General features: G+C 36.3%; 19 protein-coding genes. 18 read left to right on the top strand and 1 reads right to left on the bottom strand.

What is annotated here, in order from left to right; genetic code table 11:
- The first annotated feature begins 78 nt into the window (after nucleotides 1-78).
- The 3 genes from SFC32_RS02805 (at nucleotide 79) to SFC32_RS02795 (ending at nucleotide 4,921) form a co-directional block, all read left to right on the top strand.
- Entirely contained in the window at nucleotides 79-1,611 is a 1,533-nt protein-coding gene (locus SFC32_RS02805) for a ClC family H(+)/Cl(-) exchange transporter (RefSeq protein WP_411049758.1), read from the top strand.
- A gap of 200 nt (nucleotides 1,612-1,811) precedes the next feature.
- Nucleotides 1,812-2,651 (top strand): BglG family transcription antiterminator LicT, encoded by an 840-nt coding sequence (licT, locus tag SFC32_RS02800; protein ID WP_411049759.1) that lies wholly within the window; start codon nucleotides 1,812-1,814, stop codon nucleotides 2,649-2,651.
- 356 nt (nucleotides 2,652-3,007) lie between these two features.
- On the top strand, nucleotides 3,008-4,921 hold the full coding sequence (locus tag SFC32_RS02795) for a beta-glucoside-specific PTS transporter subunit IIABC (protein WP_411049760.1): 1,914 nt from the start codon (nucleotides 3,008-3,010) through the stop codon (nucleotides 4,919-4,921).
- Nucleotides 4,922-4,990: 69 nt separating this feature from the next.
- On the opposite strand, the gene SFC32_RS02790 is transcribed toward SFC32_RS02795, so the two are convergent.
- The gene (locus SFC32_RS02790; RefSeq protein ID WP_074563816.1) at nucleotides 4,991-5,917 is read right to left on the bottom strand and encodes an AraC family transcriptional regulator; all 927 of its coding nucleotides are present in this window, start codon (nucleotides 5,915-5,917) and stop codon (nucleotides 4,991-4,993) included.
- Between the two features lie 449 nt (nucleotides 5,918-6,366).
- On the opposite strand from SFC32_RS02790, the gene SFC32_RS02785 reads away from it, so the two are divergent.
- The 15 genes from SFC32_RS02785 (at nucleotide 6,367) to SFC32_RS02715 (ending at nucleotide 18,598) form a co-directional block, all read left to right on the top strand.
- Nucleotides 6,367-6,654 carry a phasin family protein gene (locus SFC32_RS02785; protein ID WP_039696806.1) on the top strand — a complete coding sequence of 96 codons (288 nt, stop codon included), beginning with the start codon at nucleotides 6,367-6,369 and terminating at the stop codon, nucleotides 6,652-6,654.
- Nucleotides 6,655-6,670: 16 nt separating this feature from the next.
- Nucleotides 6,671-8,239 carry an ABC1 kinase family protein gene (locus tag SFC32_RS02780; protein ID WP_074602078.1) on the top strand — a complete coding sequence of 523 codons (1,569 nt, stop codon included), beginning with the start codon at nucleotides 6,671-6,673 and terminating at the stop codon, nucleotides 8,237-8,239.
- A 109-nt stretch (nucleotides 8,240-8,348) separates the two neighbouring features.
- Nucleotides 8,349-9,782: a 6-phospho-beta-glucosidase gene (locus SFC32_RS02775; protein ID WP_278007790.1), complete on the top strand. Its 1,434-nt coding sequence runs from the start codon at nucleotides 8,349-8,351 to the stop codon at nucleotides 9,780-9,782.
- Between the two features lie 97 nt (nucleotides 9,783-9,879).
- Nucleotides 9,880-10,119, top strand: a complete 240-nt coding sequence (locus SFC32_RS02770) for a SemiSWEET transporter (RefSeq protein WP_014334819.1) — start codon at nucleotides 9,880-9,882, stop codon at nucleotides 10,117-10,119.
- Between the two features lie 191 nt (nucleotides 10,120-10,310).
- Nucleotides 10,311-10,613 (top strand): hypothetical protein, encoded by a 303-nt coding sequence (locus tag SFC32_RS02765; protein ID WP_278007791.1) that lies wholly within the window; start codon nucleotides 10,311-10,313, stop codon nucleotides 10,611-10,613.
- A 180-nt stretch (nucleotides 10,614-10,793) separates the two neighbouring features.
- Complete coding sequence (locus SFC32_RS02760; protein WP_039696811.1) at nucleotides 10,794-11,120, top strand: hypothetical protein; 327 nt, start codon at nucleotides 10,794-10,796, stop codon at nucleotides 11,118-11,120.
- 17 nt (nucleotides 11,121-11,137) lie between these two features.
- Complete coding sequence (locus SFC32_RS02755; RefSeq protein ID WP_234791855.1) at nucleotides 11,138-11,476, top strand: hypothetical protein; 339 nt, start codon at nucleotides 11,138-11,140, stop codon at nucleotides 11,474-11,476.
- Nucleotides 11,477-11,727: 251 nt separating this feature from the next.
- Entirely contained in the window at nucleotides 11,728-12,045 is a 318-nt protein-coding gene (locus SFC32_RS02750) for a PTS cellobiose transporter subunit IIB (RefSeq protein WP_020916863.1), read from the top strand.
- Between the two features lie 50 nt (nucleotides 12,046-12,095).
- Nucleotides 12,096-14,069 carry a BglG family transcription antiterminator gene (locus SFC32_RS02745; RefSeq protein WP_074563808.1) on the top strand — a complete coding sequence of 658 codons (1,974 nt, stop codon included), beginning with the start codon at nucleotides 12,096-12,098 and terminating at the stop codon, nucleotides 14,067-14,069.
- 18 nt (nucleotides 14,070-14,087) lie between these two features.
- Entirely contained in the window at nucleotides 14,088-14,402 is a 315-nt protein-coding gene (locus SFC32_RS02740) for a PTS cellobiose transporter subunit IIA (RefSeq protein ID WP_020916861.1), read from the top strand.
- Nucleotides 14,403-14,424: 22 nt separating this feature from the next.
- Nucleotides 14,425-14,937: a hypothetical protein gene (locus SFC32_RS02735; protein WP_411049881.1), complete on the top strand. Its 513-nt coding sequence runs from the start codon at nucleotides 14,425-14,427 to the stop codon at nucleotides 14,935-14,937.
- Nucleotides 14,938-14,977: 40 nt separating this feature from the next.
- A complete protein-coding gene (celB, locus tag SFC32_RS02730; protein WP_411049882.1) occupies nucleotides 14,978-16,303 on the top strand; it encodes a PTS cellobiose transporter subunit IIC in 1,326 nt (441 codons plus the stop codon).
- A gap of 259 nt (nucleotides 16,304-16,562) precedes the next feature.
- Entirely contained in the window at nucleotides 16,563-17,336 is a 774-nt protein-coding gene (locus tag SFC32_RS02725; RefSeq protein ID WP_039696816.1) for a helix-turn-helix domain-containing protein, read from the top strand.
- Complete coding sequence (locus tag SFC32_RS02720; protein WP_074563804.1) at nucleotides 17,323-17,892, top strand: sugar O-acetyltransferase; 570 nt, start codon at nucleotides 17,323-17,325, stop codon at nucleotides 17,890-17,892. Before SFC32_RS02725 ends, SFC32_RS02720 begins: the two co-directional genes overlap by 14 nt.
- Nucleotide 17,893: 1 nt before the next feature.
- Nucleotides 17,894-18,598: an SDR family oxidoreductase gene (locus SFC32_RS02715; protein ID WP_074602066.1), complete on the top strand. Its 705-nt coding sequence runs from the start codon at nucleotides 17,894-17,896 to the stop codon at nucleotides 18,596-18,598.
- The last annotated feature ends 41 nt before the right edge of the window (nucleotides 18,599-18,639 follow it).

Genomic DNA, 18,639 nt, shown 5'->3' with positions numbered 1-18,639 from the left:
AAAATAGTAATGAGTTATTTTTTGAAAAATAGTTGAAACTAATATGATATTTTCAATTTGATTAGATAGGAGTTTTTAATGGAAAGTTATCGTAGAGAGTACGAGTTTTCGCTATCCTCAATCCTTAGCTTTGTGTGGCGTGGTGTTATTGTAGGATGTGTTTCCGGAAGCGTGGTCAGTCTTTTTCGACTCTTGATTGCCAAGATTTTCGCACAAGTGGTCAAGTGTTATCAACTCTCGCATGAAAATCCAGCTTTACTAGGTTTGATTTTACTAGTGAGTGTGATTGTTGTCATTGCTATCGGATTTTTGGTTAAATCTGATCCAGATATTAAAGGCTCTGGGATTCCTCACGTCGAAGGAGAGTTGAAAGGCTTACTTCATCCTGATTGGTGGTCTGTTCTTTGGAAAAAATTCATCGGTGGTGTCCTAGCCATTTCAATGGGATTCATGCTAGGACGTGAAGGTCCAAGTATTCAACTTGGGGCAATGGCTGGAAAAGGTGTAGCGAAATCATTGAAAGCACAGCGCATGGAGCAACGTGTCTTGATTGCTAGTGGTGCAGCAGCAGGTTTGTCAGCTGCCTTTAATGCTCCAATTGCAGGTCTTCTTTTTGTTGTTGAAGAAATCTATCATCAATTTTCACGTTTGGTTTGGATTTCAGCCCTGGTTGCAAGCTTGGTTGCTAACTTTATTTCGTTAAATATCTTTGGTTTGACGCCTGTGCTTGCCATGCCAAGTGATCTTGCTATTTTGCCTTTACATCATTATTGGATGCTTTTGCTTTTAGGGGCATTTTTAGGCATGATGGGTTATCTTTACGAAAAAGTAACCTTGAATGCGAATCTATTTTATGACTTCTTAGGCAAAATTTGTCATATTCCAAATTATTTTTATGGTATTTTTGCAGCTATCTTGATTCTGCCAATTGGTTATTTCTACCCACAATTATTAGGTGGCGGAAATGGCTTGATTACATCATTGTCAACTAGTCATTTGACTTTTGCAGTGGTTTGCTTGTACTTTCTTATCCGCTTTGTTTGGAGTACGTTTAGTTATGCCAGTGGTTTACCGGGTGGGATTTTCCTTCCGATTTTGACTTTGGGGGCATTATTAGGTTTTGGTTTTGGTCTAGGCATGCACCAAATTGGCTTTATTGGCACATCAGTCCTTGTTAATTTTCTCGTTCTTGGTATGGCTGGTTATTTTGGTGCCATTTCAAAAGCTCCGCTGACTGCCATTATTTTGGTAACAGAAATGGTAGGAGATTTCCGACAATTAATGACTATTGCAGTCGTTACTTTGGTAGCTTACATTGTCATGGACCTTCTAAAAGGTGAGCCAATCTATGAGGCGATGTTGGCAAATTTATCTATTCCAAAAGACCGCGAAGTTATTGAACCAACGCTTATTGAGTTAACCGTGTCAGATAAAATTGCTGGCAAACGTGTTCGCGATTTGACTCTCCCTAAAAATGTTTTGATTACAACACAGATTCATCGCAAGAAATCAGAAGTGGTTTGCGGAAGCACTGTTTTAAATGCTGGTGATACAATTTTCTTGGTGGTTAATGAACCAGAAATTGGAAAAATTCGCAAATTATTGATGTAAATATGTCAATAAAATATTTTTGTATCCCCTTTCATTTTAAGGGGATTTTTGGTAAAATGGATACCAGTAAGAGGATTGTTACTGGTTAAGCAGGCAAAACCTAGTGTGCATAGAAAGCATTTGTGCGTAAAAACACAGTGCATTTTGTGTACGCTAGTTTTGCCTTTTCTTTCCGAATTTTTTTGAGGGAGTAGTAGATAATGAGGATAGAAAAAGTCTATAATAACAATGTTGTTTTGGCTAAGGGGGATGAGGGAGAAGAGATCATCGTCATGGGGAGAGGACTAGGTTTTCAAAAGAAATCAGGTGACGAGATTGATACTTCTTTAGTTGAAAAAACATTTGTTATGCAAGATAGCTCTGCTACACATGAGTTAACGCGTGTTTATATTGACTTGTCACCAATAGAGACAGAGGTTGTTCTTGATATTATCAAGTATGGTCAAGAGGTTTTGGAGACTAATTTTGATACAGCTTTTTATATTGCCCTTGCAGATCATTTGCATTACACACTTCAGCGAAGTCGTGAAAACATCATTGTGCAAAATCCTTTGTCTTGGGAGATTCGTAAATTTTTTCCAAAGGAGTATCAGCTTGGTCGTGATGCCCTTAAGATTGTCTTTGAAAAGCTAGGTGTTATTCTGCCTGATGATGAGGTTTCATCAATTGCGCTTCATTTTATCAATGCTCAGAAAGACTCTGGTTTGGTTAAGCAAAGCTATCAAATTTCAAAGATTGTGACAGATATTTTAGGGATTGTTCGTTTATTTTACGGAAAAGTTTCTGATGAAGATTCTGTCAGCTATAATCGTTTTGTGACTCATATTCAGTATTTTGCACAACGTGTCGTCAATGGTGTGGTGCAAGGGAAAAATGACAGCTTTTTGTATGAGCAAGTGAAGTTAAATTACCCAGAAGCTTTTTCTTGCTCTGAAAAAATCAAGAATTATATCGAAAGCTCACACAATTTTCCGATGAGTCGTGATGAGCAAGTCTATATCACCATTCACATTCAACGACTGGAAACAAGTAGTAATTAATCATTAAGAATCTTCTCGACTAAGGTCGGGAGGATTTTTTTAATAAAAATCTTGTGTGAAATTTTTTTGAAAACTTATGAAAGGTGTGATAATTTCAAGTCTTTAAAGGTGGTCAGTTTTCAGAGATAAATGAAAATGTCAAAAAGTGTAATAAAATACCATAAAAGCGCTTGCAAAAAATGTAAGCGCATGCTATACTATGAATTGTTAAAAGGATTGTTACTGATAAGCAGGCAAAACCTAAATAAATACAAGATAGTTTTGGCGTTACCGCTGATGTGGGCGCAGAAAATTGTTTAGTATTTATTTAGGTTTTTTCTGTTGTTAGGAAAGAACATTAAGAAAGGAGCCAGCTTATGGCTAAAGATTATACTGAATTGGCACAAGATATTGTTGCTCACGTCGGTGGAAAAGACAATATCATCAAATTAGTTCACTGTGTGACTCGCTTACGTTTCACCTTAAAAGATGAAAGTAAAGCAGATGACGATTATCTCAAACAACGAGATGGTATTGTGACTGTAGTCAAAGCAGGTGGACAATACCAAGTGGTTATCGGAAACCATGTCCCAGATGTTTACGATACGGTTTTGAAAGTTGCCGGTATCCAAGGTGAAGGTGGTATTGATGTTAACGAAGGAGATGTTCCTCAAGGAAACCTCTTCGACCAATTCATCGCTTTGGTTTCTGGACTTTTCCAACCAATGCTAGGAGCTCTTTCTGCTGCAGGTATGATTAAAGGTTTGGTAGCTATTTTAGCAGCAGTAGGAGTGAAGGAAACGAGCGGTCTTTACGTTATCTTAAATGCCGCTGGTGATGGCTTCTTCCAATTCTTGCCTGTTATCTTGGCATTAACAGCAGCCAAACGTTTCAAAATGGACCAATTCACTGCTTTAGCACTAAGCTTTGCTTTGGTTTATCCAAATATTGCAGCAAGTTTCGCAAATGGAAATGTTGATTTTTTAGGACTTCCAGTTATCTTCCCATCATCAAGCTACCTTCAAACAGTTCTTCCAATTATCTTGACAGTTTGGGTTGGTTCAAAAATTGAAAAATTCTTCAAGAAAATCATTCCTGATGTGGTTAAGGTCTTCATCGTTCCATTCTTTGTTATCTTAATCACTGTTCCACTTGCTTACTTGGCAATCGGTCCTGTTATGAACTGGGCATCTAACCTTATCGGTGTTATCTTTACAAATATTTACAACTTTAGCCCAATTGTCTTTGGTATTTTACTTGGTGCTTTGTGGCAAGTTCTTGTTATGTTTGGTCTTCACTGGGGTCTTGTTCCAATTGCAATCTTGGATTTCTCTACAAAAGGTTGGAGTACATTGCTTGTTGCTTCAACAGCTATCTGTTTTGCTCAAGCAGGTGCGCTTCTCAACATCTTCCTTCGTACAAAAGAAGATAAAGTAAAACAATTGACTATCCCAGCTTTTATTTCAGCTCTCTTTGGGGTTACTGAACCAGCTATTTATGGTATTACACTTCCAATGCGCACACCATTTATCATGACATGTGTGGCTGGAGCAATTCAAGGGGCATTTCTAAGTTTCTTTAACACAACAAGCTACACAATGGGTGGTATGGGACTCTTTGCAATTCCTTCATACATCACTCCAAAACATGTTCCAGCAGGAGCAAGTTCAGATTTGAACAACGTTTGGTATTTCCTTATTTCAATTGTGATGTCATTTGTACTCGGATTTGTATTGACTCAATTGACTAAAATTCCTTACCTTTACGGTGGACCAGATGTTAAACCTGTAACTGATGACACAGCAGCTCAACCTGTAACTGAACTTAAAGAATTAAAACAAGAAATTATTGCAAGCCCAATGATTGGTCAAGTTGTTAAACTTGAAAATGTTCCAGACGAAGTATTTGCGTCTGGTGCTATGGGAAAAGGGATTGCTATTGATCCTGCTGACGGTACTGTAGTTGCCCCAGCAGCTGGTGAAATTACCCTTGTCTTCCCAACTGGACATGCTATCGGTATGCGTACTGAAAATGGTGCTGAAATCTTGATTCACGTTGGTATGGATACCGTGTCACTTGCTGGTAAAGGCTTCAATACCTTTGTTCAAGTTGGTGACAAAGTTGACGCTGGTCAAAAATTACTAGAGTTTGATTTGGCAACGATTCGTGATGCTAACCTTCCGGTTATCTCACCAGTGATTGTTACTAATTCAACAGAATTTGAAGATGTCCTTACAACACAAGATGCACGTGTTAACATTGGTGACTATCTTCTCACAACATTAGCTTAATAAAAAAGAACGCTTTAAGCGTTCTTTTTTTGTGTTCAAGCATAAGAAAAAGCTGAGGTTAGTCAGCTTTTAATGAGATTTTCTAGCAGGGTTGATTAAGACACGACTTTCTTTTCGTTTACTGAATTGTTTGCGGTATTGACTTGGTGTTAATTCATAGTAACGTTTAAATTGTCGGTTGAAATTTGACAAGTTATTAAAACCAACAGCCGTAGCAATTTCAAGAACAGGATTTGAGGTGTTAATCAACATATCGCAAGCCTTGTTCAGGCGAACTTGAATGATGAATTCCGTACAAGAACTTCCAGTATGCTGTTTAAAGACCGCCATAAAGTGTGTTTTACTATATCCCATGAATTGAGAAAGGTAATCAATAGAGAGATTCTTTTGATAGTTGTTATTGATGAAGTCAATCAATTCACGAATCTGTTCATTTTTACGATAAGTATCATCGGTGTTCTTGCGAAGAACGTAACGATAGTAAAAGAGCAAATAGAGAAATTCATTGAGTTTTGATTTGAGTAGCAGTTCAAAATGACGTCCTTCGTTTTTTGAAAGCTCAAAAATCGTGAAGAGGCACTCTTTGATTTCTTCATAACCTTCCATTCCTGGTTGAATACGTGGAACAAATTTATAAAGGCTAGTTTGCAAAGGTTGCAAGTAGCGAAGACTAACTTGATCAACGATGGAATATCCAATCATGTCTAAGTGAAAGCGAAAAGTATCAGTGACATGTTTCTGGTTTTCTAACGGGTGAATAGAGTGCATACCATTTGGTCGTATGAGGATAATATCACCCGCTTGACTATTAAAGTAATCGTAATCAATGTGAAAACGAGCGGAACCTTCATAAATATAATTGATTTCAACTTCTGGATGCCAGTGGAAAAGGACGTCAGGACGGCCGTTTTCAACCACTGTACTGTAATAATCATAAGGTAGAAGGTGCTTGCTTTCATCTATTTTTATTTCGTGAGCTGGATCTGCTTGTTTCATATAATACCCCTTCTAATCATAACATAGTATTAACTACTCTTTTATTATAGCAGAATAATCCGAAAAATGGAAGCGTATTCTAGAAAAGGTTTTCATAAAAATTTTCAAGACCATATCAGATAAAAGTATTATAAATGAGAAGGATAGTGTTAGAATCATTTTTGCTAGCTGACTATAATAGGAATATAAAATCACTTAGCGAGACCTCTTTTTTGATCGTGCTAGCAAGTGGTTTTAGAGTCTATGAGACACAATTGTTTACATTTTTTGAAAGAGCTCCGCATGACAAATTAATCTCCTTTGTTAGCTGCGGAGCTTTTTAATTTATCAGTTTTCTAGTATAAGAAACTTTCATGAAACGACTGTTTCTTTTAGATATTTTATCTCAAAAGTAGTAGAATGAAAGGGTAAACATAATGTTAATTTAGTCATTCAAGGAGGAATTAATCATGGAAGAATTGAAAAAAGTTCTCTTAGCCGGTATTGGTTTGACGTCTATGACTTTGGAAAAAGCTGATGCTTTTGTAAAAGAGTTAGTCGAAAAAGGACGCCTCACTGTTGACGAAGGAAAAGAATTGCACTCTGAACTAAAACGTCGAAGTGAAGACGAAGCACAAGCTTTTTTAGATCAATTAAATGCTAAAACAAAACCTGTTCAATATGCTACCAAAGAAGATGTTTCTCGTCTTGAAGACAAAATTGACGCGCTTTTGAAGAAGTCAAATATCTTAAATTAGAAATTATTGGTGGGTTATGTCAGGTAGACGCTTAAGAGAAATCATTGGTGCCTTTAGTTCAGTTGGGTTAACCTCTTTAATCGAAAAAGGAAAAGCAGCAGAAGATAAATCAACGCCTCGCAAGCTTCGCTTAGCGTTTGAAAAATTAGGACCAAGTTTTGTTAAAATTGGTCAGATCCTTTCGACAAGAAGTGATATTTTCCCAGAAGTTTATGTTAGAGAATTGAGCAAGTTACAGAGTAATGTACTTCCTCTTCCAACGGAATCAGTCATGGAAGCCATTGAGGCTGAGCTTACTGGTCCTGTTTCCGCTTATTTTTCTGAAATTAGACCTGAGCCACTAGCGAGTGGCTCAGTTGCTCAGACACACCGTGCTCGTTTGCTAAATGGTAAAGACGTTATCATCAAAATTCAACGCCCAAATTTGCCAGAAATTATCGAGGAAGACTTGACACTTTTGATTCGTCTTTCAAGACGTATCCCAAAGGCATTTCTTCCAATGGTGGACTTACCAGAGGTTTTGCAGCAAATCAAAGAAAGCTTGACGCGTGAAATTGATTTTCGCAATGAAGCTCAAGCTATGATTACTTTTGCTGAATTGAATCAATCAAGTAAATGTATTGCTAGTCCAGAAGTCTATGATGAGTTTACAACGCCTCGTTTAATCGTTGAAGACTACGTTTCAGGTATTCCGATTAATCACTATGATGAGTTAATTAAGGCAGGTTATGACCTTGAAGATATCGGTCGAAAACTCATGCTTAGCTTCATTAAGCAAGTCTTTAAAGATGGCTTTTTCCATGGCGACCCTCACCCAGGTAATCTTTTTATCTCAGACGGTAAGATTTATTTTATTGATTTTGGGATTATGGGAAAACTTGATAATGGCATGCGCGTGGCCTTAAATGATATTCTTTATAGCTTTACAGCACAAGACGTCGAAGGTATGATGAAAGGCATTTTGTCTGTCACAAGCTTTGACACGTCCATGAACAAGTCAGCGCTTGCACAAGACGTGGAACGCATGCTTGCTAAGTATTCTAGCCTAGATATCGGTGTCTTATCTATCACAGATTTGATTGAGGATTTGTTAAATGTCTTTGTCAAAAATGGACTCAAAGCGTCACCGCAGATTACCATTTTAGAAAAAGCTGCTCTGCAAATTGAAGGCATTTTTCGTGAGCTAGCTCCAGAAGTTGACCTCATGACCCTTGCTAAGAATTATTTCCTAGAAAATATGGGACCTGACATGCTTAAGCAAGCTTTGAACAAAGAAACCTTGCTTATTGAGCTCTTTTATCAGCTTAAAAATGGTAAGAATATCCCGCGTCGTCTCAATCAACTCTTGGAACAAGTCTTAAATGGACGTATTTTAGTTAACCATGATTTATACGATTACACCAACCGTATTAAGTTTTTTAATCGTGTGGTTAACCGCTTTGTTTTGAGTTTGCTCTTTTTTGCCGTATTGATAAGTGCTGTAATTTTGAGTTTTAATCAAAACTTAGAAATCCTATCAAATGGCCTTTTTGGCTTAGCTTTGTTGCTCTTTTTGTGGGATCTAGTCCTCATTCTCAAAAAATGAAAAACTAACTAGATAGAAGGAATTTCCTAATGACTTAGGAAATTTTTTCTATTTTTATTTTTGTAACCGCTTGCTATAATGACAGTGTATTAAACAAGGAGGATATGTAATGGCTAAGTTACCAGATAATTTTTTGTGGGGTGGTGCAGTTGCTGCTCACCAACTTGAAGGTGGATGGAAAGAAGGAGGAAAAGGACTCAGTGTTGCTGACGTGATGACAGCTGGTCGTCATGGTGTTCCTCGTGAAATTACTGACGGTGTGGTTGAAGGTAAATATTATCCAAACCACGAAGCGATTGATTTCTATCACCACTATAAAGAAGATATTGCTTTGTTTGCTGAAATGGGCTTCAAATGTTTCCGTACATCAATTGCTTGGACACGTATTTTCCCAAATGGGGATGAATTAGAACCAAATGAAGCAGGTTTGCAATTCTATGATGATTTGTTTGACGAATGCTTGAAACACGGTATCGAACCTGTTGTTACTTTGTCTCACTTTGAATTGCCATATCATTTGGTTAAAGAATATGGTGGTTTCACAAACCGTAAATTGGTTGATTTCTTTGTTCGTTTTGCAGAAACATGTTTCCGTCGTTACAAAGACAAAGTAAAATATTGGATGACATTTAACGAAATCAATAACCAAGCAAACTATCAAGAAGATTTTGCACCATTTACAAACTCTGGTATTGTCTACAAAGAAGGCGATGATCGCGAAGCGATTATGTATCAAGCCGCTCACTATGAATTGGTAGCATCTGCGCGTGCGGTTAAAATTGGTCGTGAAATCAACCCTGATTTCCAAATTGGTTGTATGATTGCCATGTGTCCAATTTACCCCGCAACATGTAATCCAAAAGATATCCTAATGGCACAAAAAGCCATGGAAAAACGTTATTACTTCACTGATGTACACGTTCATGGTTTCTACCCAAATCATATTCTTAAATACTGGGAACGCAAAGGCATTAATGTCGATGTGACAGAAGAAGACTTGGCAGATTTGAAAGAGGGAACTGTTGATTACATCGGATTCTCTTACTACATGTCATTTGCAATCGATTCTCACCGTGAAAATAACCCACACTTTGACTACCTTGAAACAGAAGATTTGATTAAAAATAAATACGTCAAAGCGTCTGAATGGGGTTGGCAAATTGACCCAGAAGGTCTTCGTTACAGCTTGAACTGGTTTACTGATATGTACCACTTGCCACTTTTCATCGTGGAAAATGGTTTCGGTGCTATTGACAAAGTAGAAGAAGACGGCATGGTTCACGATGATTACCGCATTGATTACCTTGGTGCTCACATCAAAGAAATGATTAAAGCTGTCGACGAAGACGGTGTTGATTTGATGGGATACACTCCATGGGGTTGTATTGACCTTGTCTCAGCAAGTACAGGTGAAATGCGCAAACGTTATGGCTTCATCTATGTTGATAAAGATGACGAAGGTAACGGTACTTACAAACGTACACCAAAATTGTCATTTGACTGGTATAAGAAAGTCATTGCTTCAAACGGTGAAGAAGTCTAAAGTTATTCATTAAGTTATTATTTTGAAACCTTTGTGGGGGTGTAATCTCTTACCCTACGAAGGTTTTTACATGGTTATAAGAAGAGAGTAGGTCTTTATGATTGGGTATATTGCGGCTTGTTTGACAACGTTTGGTTTTTTGCCACAAATGATCAAGGTTTTAAAAACCAAAGACGTTGAATCCATTTCACTTGGCATGTATACCATGTCAGTCACTGGGATGGCATTGTGGTTGGCGCATGGAATTTCTGTTTCAGATCCAGCTTTAATTGTTGCCAATACCATCTCAGTTGCCTTAGCAGGAATTATCCTTATTTGTAAAATAATTTATAAATAATTTTTAAAAGTCTTTGAAATGTTGTTATATCAATGTTTTGAAGGCTTTTTTGCAAAAGATTTTCAGCGGATTCTTCCTATTTAATTTCTGAAAAGAAGCCTTACAGAAAATAATTGACAGGGCTTTCAAAAAGGATTATAGTAATCGTATAATTTGAGTGTTCCGTTAGGAACAAGGAGGTGAAGGTTATTATGGTGACGATTTTAGCAATTATTTTTGGGTTTTTGTTAATCTTTGCGATTGTTCGTGTTGTCCAAATCAAAATGGGCGTGACCAAACGCTTTGGTTACCATTACACCATTACCATGCATCATGGACTGAAGTTACCAGATTTGATAAAAAATGATAATCTTAGAGGAAAGATTAAGATTATTTCGGCAACAGACAACACTTGCAAGGTACAATCACAGATTAATGATACTGAGCTGAAAACAACCTTGATGAAAGATTATGGACTGGATTCAACTCAAGTGTCTGTCGAGAATACTCAGTAAGCATGAATGAGTCGTTTTTAGGAATAGGACATTAGAAATCACAAATCGTCTACAATAATTATTTTGTCAATAATTTAGACATTTTGTTTTAAGAAATGATGTTTTCTTTTGAATGAATGTCTTATAATGTCGGTGAAGTGTTAAAAATACTTCAGACAATTAGGTTAAAGGAGATTAATGATGTTAAAAATGCTATTAATTGTTTTAGTTGTTGCTTTTGTTGTGGCTGGTATCTACAATGTTAGAAATCAACTATGGGTGTCAAAGACATTTGGTTATGATTATGTAGTCGTCATGAAAGATGGTGCAAAACTACCTGATTTAGCAAGCAATGCTAACCTTAAGGGAAAAGTTAGAGTTGTAGGTTCTTCAGATGATACTTGTAGTGTTCAATCACATCTCAACGATGTGGAATTGAAAAAGATTTTGATGGCAGATTATCACTTGTCAGACGAACAAGTTTATATCCGCCCAGCACAACTATCAGGTGCCGTTGGTATGATGTAGTTTAGGAGATGACGAATATGAGCATCAAATGGGTTATTATTATCGCATTTTTAGTTCTGATTGCTCTTGTTTACTTTTTGACTAGTAAATATCGAAAAGTTTATGATAGTCAAGGTGAACGGATGAGTGGTCCATATATTATCACCTTTTCAAATCTTAATGAGTTTCCTGATATTTTAGCTAATCAAAAGATTTCTGATATGATTCAAGTGCTTCATAAAGATTCAAAAAGTTATCGTGTTTATTCTATAATGAATGATGAAAAATTGAAAAAGCTAATTACTGATGAGTTAGGCTTACAAGAAAATCAAGTTTCTGTGAATTATACAAAATTATTTATTCCCGCTTTTTTCTAGGGAAATAAAAAATGAAAAGGAGTTAAGCTAGTTTTCACTAGTTTGGCTCTTTTTTTCTAAAAAAACTGAAGATTTACAGCAAATTTCCGTAGTGATTGCAGTTTGATTACGGAAAAAGTTGTATCTAAATGGAAAATTTCCGTAGTGGTCTTATTTTTTTCCGCATCACATAGGAAAAAGAATGCGTTTACATAATGATGGCGTTTTCATATAATATCAGTGTAAACAAAAAACAAAGGAGATTAAACGTTATGGCTAAACAAGCTTTAATTATCTGTGCTGGTGGTATGTCATCATCAATGATTGCTAAAAAAACAATGACATATCTTCAAGAAAAAGGTGAAGACATTGAAATGGATGCTGTTGGGGTTCCAGAAGGACAAAAACGTATCGAAGCTGATAAATATGATTTGTACCTTGTCAGCCCACAAACTAAAATGAACTTTAAACAATTGGCAGATGCAGCTGCTAAAACAAACAAACCAATCGTTCAAATTCCACCACAAGCTTACATTCCAATCCCAATGGGTATTGAAAAAATGGCAGCTTTGGTAAAAGAAAACATCTAATGCCCGTTGTGATATAATAGTTCTAATGGTACTTGGAGGTGTCCTCTTCTGTGTTAAATAAAAAAGAAAAGCAGATTATTCAATATCTTATTAAAGATAAGGATAAATTCGTTACTAGTAAAGAACTAGCAGCGCAATTAGGATGTTCGGATAGAACAATTAGAACTTACTATAAAACACTTGTTGAAAAATTAGATTTTTACTCAGGCATTGATTTGATTTCCAAGCAAGGTTACGGCTACAAGTTAGACATCGTAGATGATGATGCTTATGCTGATTTCTTAGAGGAAAATCATATCAATGACCATCATAATAATTACCAAAACATTACTGATATCAATGATCGTTACAATTATCTGTTAAACAAACTTTTGTTTGAACAAAATGAAATTTATTTTGATGATTTAGCAGATGAGTTGTTTGTTAGTCGATCAACATTATCTAGTGATTTTAAAAAGATAAGACAAAAATTTAAACCTTATCATTTGAAAATTGAAAGCAAAGCCAATAAAGGGGTTTACGTCTTAGGACAAGAACGTGATAAACGTCGTTTCATCATGGATTACTTTATTGATTCTGGTTTTATTAACACCATGCATTCATACGTTGATAATGAGTTGCTTAATCAAAAAATTTCTTTTGAGGAGTTAACCATCATTGTTCTGGATGAATGTCGGGAAGGTGGCCTTAAATTATCAGACTTTGTGATTCAAAATCTAGTCATCCACATTGCTTTAGCAATCCGTCGCATTACCGAAGGGTTTCGCATTAGCAAGGTGTCAGAAGATGAACTGGTACTGAGAGGTTTGGCAGAACGTCAAATTGCTGAAAATATCTTAAAACGTGTTTCAGTATCTACGCACATTGATTTTCCAGCAGAAGAAGTTGATTACATTACTCTCCACTTGGTTTCAAAAGGTCACGGGAGTGCTTGTCACATTTCTGAAGTTTTGCAAGAGCAAATGCGTCAGGAATTGATTGACAGTATTGACCAAATTAATCCAACTGTTAAGAATGACTTTCAATTGATTGAGGGGTTACTTGCCCATCTATCAACAATGTTCATTCGCTTGCAAAGTAGGGTTGTTATGGAAAACCCTTTAACAGCGGAAATTCAAGCCAATTATCGCGATATGTATCAACTAGCTGAACGTGTTGTAGCTAATATGCCAACTTTCAGTGCTTACACTTTATCACCAAATGAAATCGCCTACATTGCTCTGCATTTTATGGCTGCCAAAGAAAGATACAAAGAACAACGTAAATACAATGTTCTTGTCATCTGTGCTACGGGATACGGCAGTGCTCAAATGCTTAAGAGCCGTATTGAAAACGAGCTCGGGAACTTGGTTTCGATTACGGATGTGATTGGTTATTATGAAATCAACGATGAAAAGTTAAAGGGAATTGATTTTATCGTTTCTTCTATTGACTTGTCAAACTTGATTTTCAATATTCCAGTCTTTACGGTTTCAGTTTTCTTAAATGATGAAGAGTTAAAGGATATTAAACAGGGAATCTCTCATTTGAATAGGTCTTTAGCAAATGTAGAAGATCGTCAATCAGAACTCAGTGTAAGCGATGTGTTTGATGATTACTTCTCAGAAGACTATTTCTTTCTACTATCGGACGCTTCAAAAGAAGAGGTATTGCAAAAACTAGCTCAGAGCATTTCACAAAATGAAAATGAGCAATTTGAGGAACGACTTCTTAATATGATGAAACAGCGGGAATCTATGAGTTCCATCGTATTCGGGAAAAACATTGCCGTACCTCATCCTTTGAAAGCCGTCGGTAGCAAACATCATTTTGCAGTAGCGATTGTTAAAAATGGTGTGAAATGGGATGAACAATATCCATCAATCAAAATTATCTTTTTAATGTCAATGTCAATTCATGATAATGATGGACTACCAGAGTTGACATCTGCCATTGTTGATTTGGTTGATAATCCAAAACTTCAAGAACAAATGTTAGCTTGTCAATCATTTGATGAATTTAAAAAAATATTTTTAACGATTTAAAGAGGAAGTAGGAGTTATATGAATTCAGAAGAATTGCAAGTTGCAGCATTTGAGATTATCTTAAATTCTGGTAACGCACGTTCAATCGTCCATGAAGCATTTGATGCGATGCGCGAAGGAAATTATGCGTTAGCAGAAGAAAAGTTAAAAGAATCAAATGACGAATTATTAAAAGCCCATCAATCACAAACACACTTGCTCCAAGAATATGCAGGTGGTAAAGAAGTTAATGTTGAAATCATCATGGTTCATGCTCAAGACCACTTGATGACTACAATGACACTTCGTGAAGTTGGACTTGAAATGTTAGAATTATACAAAAAAATTGGTTAGTTAGGCAAGAAAGGAGATAGCTATGGCTGCTTTAACAGAAAAGGAAAAAAGAGAATTAGATGCTACAAGACGTGAAAATGGGATTAAAAACATGTATTACACACGTTACTTCCTCATTCGCTATGTTGTTGCCTTCTTCTTTTTCATCAATCTCTACTGGATTTTGATGTTCTTATCTGCTAGTAATTTCGGTCTAGTTATCATTCCAGTTCTTATGGCTGCCTTTGGTGCCATTTGTATGTGGGAACAATCGCGAATGTATTCAAGGGAACAAAAACCTGCGGTTAAGACGCAATTTTATTTCCAAACGATTATTGCTTTAAATATCATTTTAATTATTGCCACTGTATTTAAACAATATCACAGTTTTTATCCATTCTTATCTGAAAATGGTACGACTCAAGTTTTTCTCATCGTGATGCTTTTACTTGGGATTATGATTTCATCATGGATGTTAGTAAAAATCGCTCGTATCAATCGTAATTCAGATAAACAATACTATCGCATTCAAAAATATTTGGCATCAATCAATTAGTTAACAACAAACATTCAACAGTTTTTAGGAGGAGAAGAAAATGTTTGAATTTTTAGAAAAGTACTTGATGGGGCCGATGGCTAAGGTATCTGCTTGGCGTCCTGTTCGTGCAATTGTTGCCGCTGGTATGGCAAGTATTCCGTTTACTATCGTCGGATCTATGTTCCTTGTCTTGAGCATTATCCCACAAGCCTTTCCAATTCCTGCCTTAACATCAATTTGGGCAAACTCAGTTGATAAAATTGCACCTCTTTACTTGCAAGCTTACAACTGTACAATGGGTATCTTGTCTCTCTACTTTGCCATTGTTATTGGTTATGAGTATACAAAAATCTTTGCTGACGAAGAAGATTTGAACGTTGACCCAGTATATGGTGCTCTACTTTCAGTATTTGCATTCTTCTTGACAATTCCAGAATTGCTTGTTAAAAATGGTGCATTTGACTACTTGAATGTCAAAGGTGCTACAATCAATGGTTGGACTGTTGGTGGAAACAGCTTGGCTCGTTTGTCAACATCTGGTATGTTTACAGCAATCTTAATGTCTATCCTTGCTGTTCAACTTTACCGTGTATGTATCAAACGCAACTGGGTTGTTAAAATGCCAGAAGCTGTACCATCAGGTGTTTCTCGCTCATTCTCAGCTTTGATTCCATGTGCTTTCGTAGCTCTTGTTGTCCTTGTTATCGATGGTGTGCTTATCGCACTTGGTACTGATATCTACAACGTCGTTGCTATTCCATTTGGTTTCGTTCGTCACATCGCAAACTCTTGGCTTGGTATTGTGGTTATTTACCTTCTTGTTCACGCTTTGTGGATTGTTGGTATCCACGGTGCTAACATCGTCATGGGTCTTGTTAACCCAATCCTTTTGTCAAACATGGCAGAAAACGTTGACGGAGCTCACATTGCCTTTGCCGGTGAATTCTCTAACTCATACGTTATCATGGGTGGTTCTGGTGCAATGCTTCTTGCTTGTGTATGGCTTGCAGTAGCAGCTAAATCATCACAACTTAAAATGCTTGGTCGTGCAGCTATGGGTCCTGCAATCTTCAACATCAACGAACCATTGATCTTTGGTCTTCCTGTTGTTTACAACCCAATCCTTGCCCTTCCATTCATTATCGCACCAATCGTATGTGCTTCAATCGCATACTGGTCAATCAAACTTGGCTTTGCCGCAGTATCAATCATCCAAACTCCATGGCCAACTCCAATCGGTCTTGGTGCTTACATCGGAACTGGTGGTAACATCGGTGCCGTTATCACAGCTCTTGTCTGTGCCCTAGCAGCATTCTTTGTTTGGTTCCCATTCCTTAAAATGTACGATTTGAAACTTCTCAAAGAAGAAGGCGTTGAAGCTTAATAAAAATTAAGAGCGGGTTTACCCGTTCTTTTTTTGTCTTGGGTAAAATAATCAAGATTTTTTAATACTATTTAGGTTGGATAGAATAATTAGATTTTATGTGTATATTATAAGAAATCTTACTGGTTCTTTTTGGTAGTTTTCACTAGAATTTGGTAATAATTCAATCTAATCTACGAAATAGAGCATGATTAGTGTACAAAAAAAATAATTTTTTAGTACAATTCAATTGAGAAATGAATAAAGAGGAGGTGACGAAGTGTCAAACGCGATTACTCGAAAAGAGATAGATTATCAGGCTTTTTTAAACCGTGAGAGCCAGAAACGTCATCATCGTTATGATGAAGAATTGAGACAATATATTTATCTTAAAAATGGTGATTTAGAAAATGCTTTAACGGCTACTAAACAAATGTTCCAGTCAAATTTGACAGGTCAGTTATCAGAAAATCCCGTTAGAAATTACCAATATCTTTTTGTTGCTTCTGTTACGCTCGCCACGCGCTTTGCTATCCAAGGTGGACTGGATGAAGAAGTTGCTTTTAATACCAGTGACCTTTACATTCAAAAAGTTGATAAGATTGATAATGTGCCAGATATTTTTGAATTACAAGTTGAAATGTTTACGACTTTCACAAAACTTGTCAGGCAAAGTAAGCTTGATCAAGCTAAAGCTTTACCTATTTTACGCTGCATAGAATACATAGAGTTGCACTTACATGAGGTGATTCATTTATCTGATTTGGCTAAGCATACTGGTTATTCAAGTAATTATATTTCAAAATTGTTTAAAGAACGAATGAATCAGTCTGTTAAGTCTTATATTCAAACTCAAAAAATTTCAGTTGCAAAGAACATGTTGTTAGAATCTGATTATTCATTACTGGAAATATCAGAAACACTTGCTTTCAGTTCGCAGAGCTATTTCACAAAAATATTTAAAAAAGTGACTGGTGAAAAACCACTTGATTACCGTGCAAATCACCTCACTGATGCTATTCATTCGAAAGGAGTCATAGATGACAGAACTTGAAAAATTAGAGGCTGGTTTACCTTATTGTTTTACGGATCCAGATATTGAAAAAATCAAAAAAGAAGCTTTACGAAAATGTCAAGTTTTAAATGCTATCGATATTTTAGACGTAGAAAAAAGAACAGCTGCAATAAAAGATTTATTTGGATCAGTTGGTGAGGATGTTTCGGTTTTTCCAAATTTTAATTGTGATAATGGAAAAAATATCCATGTTGGTGAGCATTTTTTGATGAATTATAATGGCATTATTTTAGATGTGGCAGAAGTTCGTATTGGTCATCACGTTATGATTGGTCCAAATACTATGATTACTACGGTCAATCATCCACTAACCCCACAAGGTAGACGTGACAATCTTGGTATTGCCAAGCCAGTAATTATTGGTAATGATGTTTGGATTGGTGGAAATGTTACGATTTTGCCAGGTGTAACTATTGGAAATAATGTTGTAGTGGCAGCAGGTGCTGTGGTTACAAAAAATGTTCCAGATAATTATGTAGTTGCAGGGGTCCCAGCGAAGCTTTTAAAAACAATTGAAAATGATGTGGAGAATTGATATGACTAAATTAAAAGGACAAGTTGCTATTATTACTGGCGCAAGTTCAGGAATTGGCCGCGCAACAGCTTACGCATTAGCATCTGAAGGTTGTCACTTAGTATTGACAGCTAGACGTGAAGAACGGCTAAAAGAAGTGAAAGAAAAATGTGAAGCAATGGGAAGTAAGGTTGTCTATTACGTTGGTGATGTTTGCCAAGAAAAGACAGCTATTCAAACAGTTTCATTAGCAATTGAAACCTTTGGAAGGATTGATATTTTAGTTAACAATGCCGGTATTGGTAAATTAATTCCTTTGGTTGAATCAACTAGTGATGACTATTACGAAATAATGGATACTAACGTTTTTTCATCATTTATTTTTTCAAAATATGCAGCTATCGAAATGCTGAAAAAACGTCAAGGTAAAATTATTTTCGTATCTTCTGTAACTGGTCATGTTGGTCATGAAGATGAAACAATTTATACGATGACAAAATTTGCTCAGCGCGGATTATCACAAGCGATTGATAAAGAATTACGCTCACAAGGAATTAAAACTTGTGTTGTTTGTCCAAGTGCTACAAAGACTGAATTTGAAGTTGGTTATGGAAGAACGAAAGAAAGTGTAGAAGCAGCACATTGGGAGACAGCAGATGATGTCGCTCAAGGAATTCTGTATGCTTGTAAGGCTGAGAATACAGTCTGGGAAATTCGTATGAGGTAATAATTAAAGTTTAACTATTGAAAAAGAATATGGGAGAGTAC

The sequence above is a fragment of the Streptococcus sp. TATVAM-FAB8 genome (assembly GCF_046592795.1).
Lineage (GTDB): Bacteria > Bacillota > Bacilli > Lactobacillales > Streptococcaceae > Streptococcus > Streptococcus ruminicola.
The sequence above is the reverse complement of the archived record's forward strand: the minus strand, read 5'-3'. Positions and strand labels throughout refer to the sequence as shown.

Coding starts and splice junctions, on each gene's coding strand:
- SFC32_RS02755 (WP_234791855.1), top strand. CDS start 11,138: ATGAGCATCAAATGGGTTATTATTATCGCATTTTTAGTTCTGATTGCT.
- SFC32_RS02765 (WP_278007791.1), top strand. CDS start 10,311: ATGGTGACGATTTTAGCAATTATTTTTGGGTTTTTGTTAATCTTTGCG.
- SFC32_RS02805 (WP_411049758.1), top strand. CDS start 79: ATGGAAAGTTATCGTAGAGAGTACGAGTTTTCGCTATCCTCAATCCTT.
- SFC32_RS02735 (WP_411049881.1), top strand. CDS start 14,425: ATGGCTGCTTTAACAGAAAAGGAAAAAAGAGAATTAGATGCTACAAGA.
- SFC32_RS02715 (WP_074602066.1), top strand. CDS start 17,894: ATGACTAAATTAAAAGGACAAGTTGCTATTATTACTGGCGCAAGTTCA.
- SFC32_RS02760 (WP_039696811.1), top strand. CDS start 10,794: ATGTTAAAAATGCTATTAATTGTTTTAGTTGTTGCTTTTGTTGTGGCT.
- SFC32_RS02775 (WP_278007790.1), top strand. CDS start 8,349: ATGGCTAAGTTACCAGATAATTTTTTGTGGGGTGGTGCAGTTGCTGCT.
- SFC32_RS02790 (WP_074563816.1), bottom strand. CDS start 5,917: ATGAAACAAGCAGATCCAGCTCACGAAATAAAAATAGATGAAAGCAAG.
- SFC32_RS02785 (WP_039696806.1), top strand. CDS start 6,367: ATGGAAGAATTGAAAAAAGTTCTCTTAGCCGGTATTGGTTTGACGTCT.
- SFC32_RS02750 (WP_020916863.1), top strand. CDS start 11,728: ATGGCTAAACAAGCTTTAATTATCTGTGCTGGTGGTATGTCATCATCA.
- SFC32_RS02770 (WP_014334819.1), top strand. CDS start 9,880: ATGATTGGGTATATTGCGGCTTGTTTGACAACGTTTGGTTTTTTGCCA.
- celB (WP_411049882.1), top strand. CDS start 14,978: ATGTTTGAATTTTTAGAAAAGTACTTGATGGGGCCGATGGCTAAGGTA.
- SFC32_RS02795 (WP_411049760.1), top strand. CDS start 3,008: ATGGCTAAAGATTATACTGAATTGGCACAAGATATTGTTGCTCACGTC.
- licT (WP_411049759.1), top strand. CDS start 1,812: ATGAGGATAGAAAAAGTCTATAATAACAATGTTGTTTTGGCTAAGGGG.
- SFC32_RS02720 (WP_074563804.1), top strand. CDS start 17,323: ATGACAGAACTTGAAAAATTAGAGGCTGGTTTACCTTATTGTTTTACG.
- SFC32_RS02780 (WP_074602078.1), top strand. CDS start 6,671: ATGTCAGGTAGACGCTTAAGAGAAATCATTGGTGCCTTTAGTTCAGTT.
- SFC32_RS02740 (WP_020916861.1), top strand. CDS start 14,088: ATGAATTCAGAAGAATTGCAAGTTGCAGCATTTGAGATTATCTTAAAT.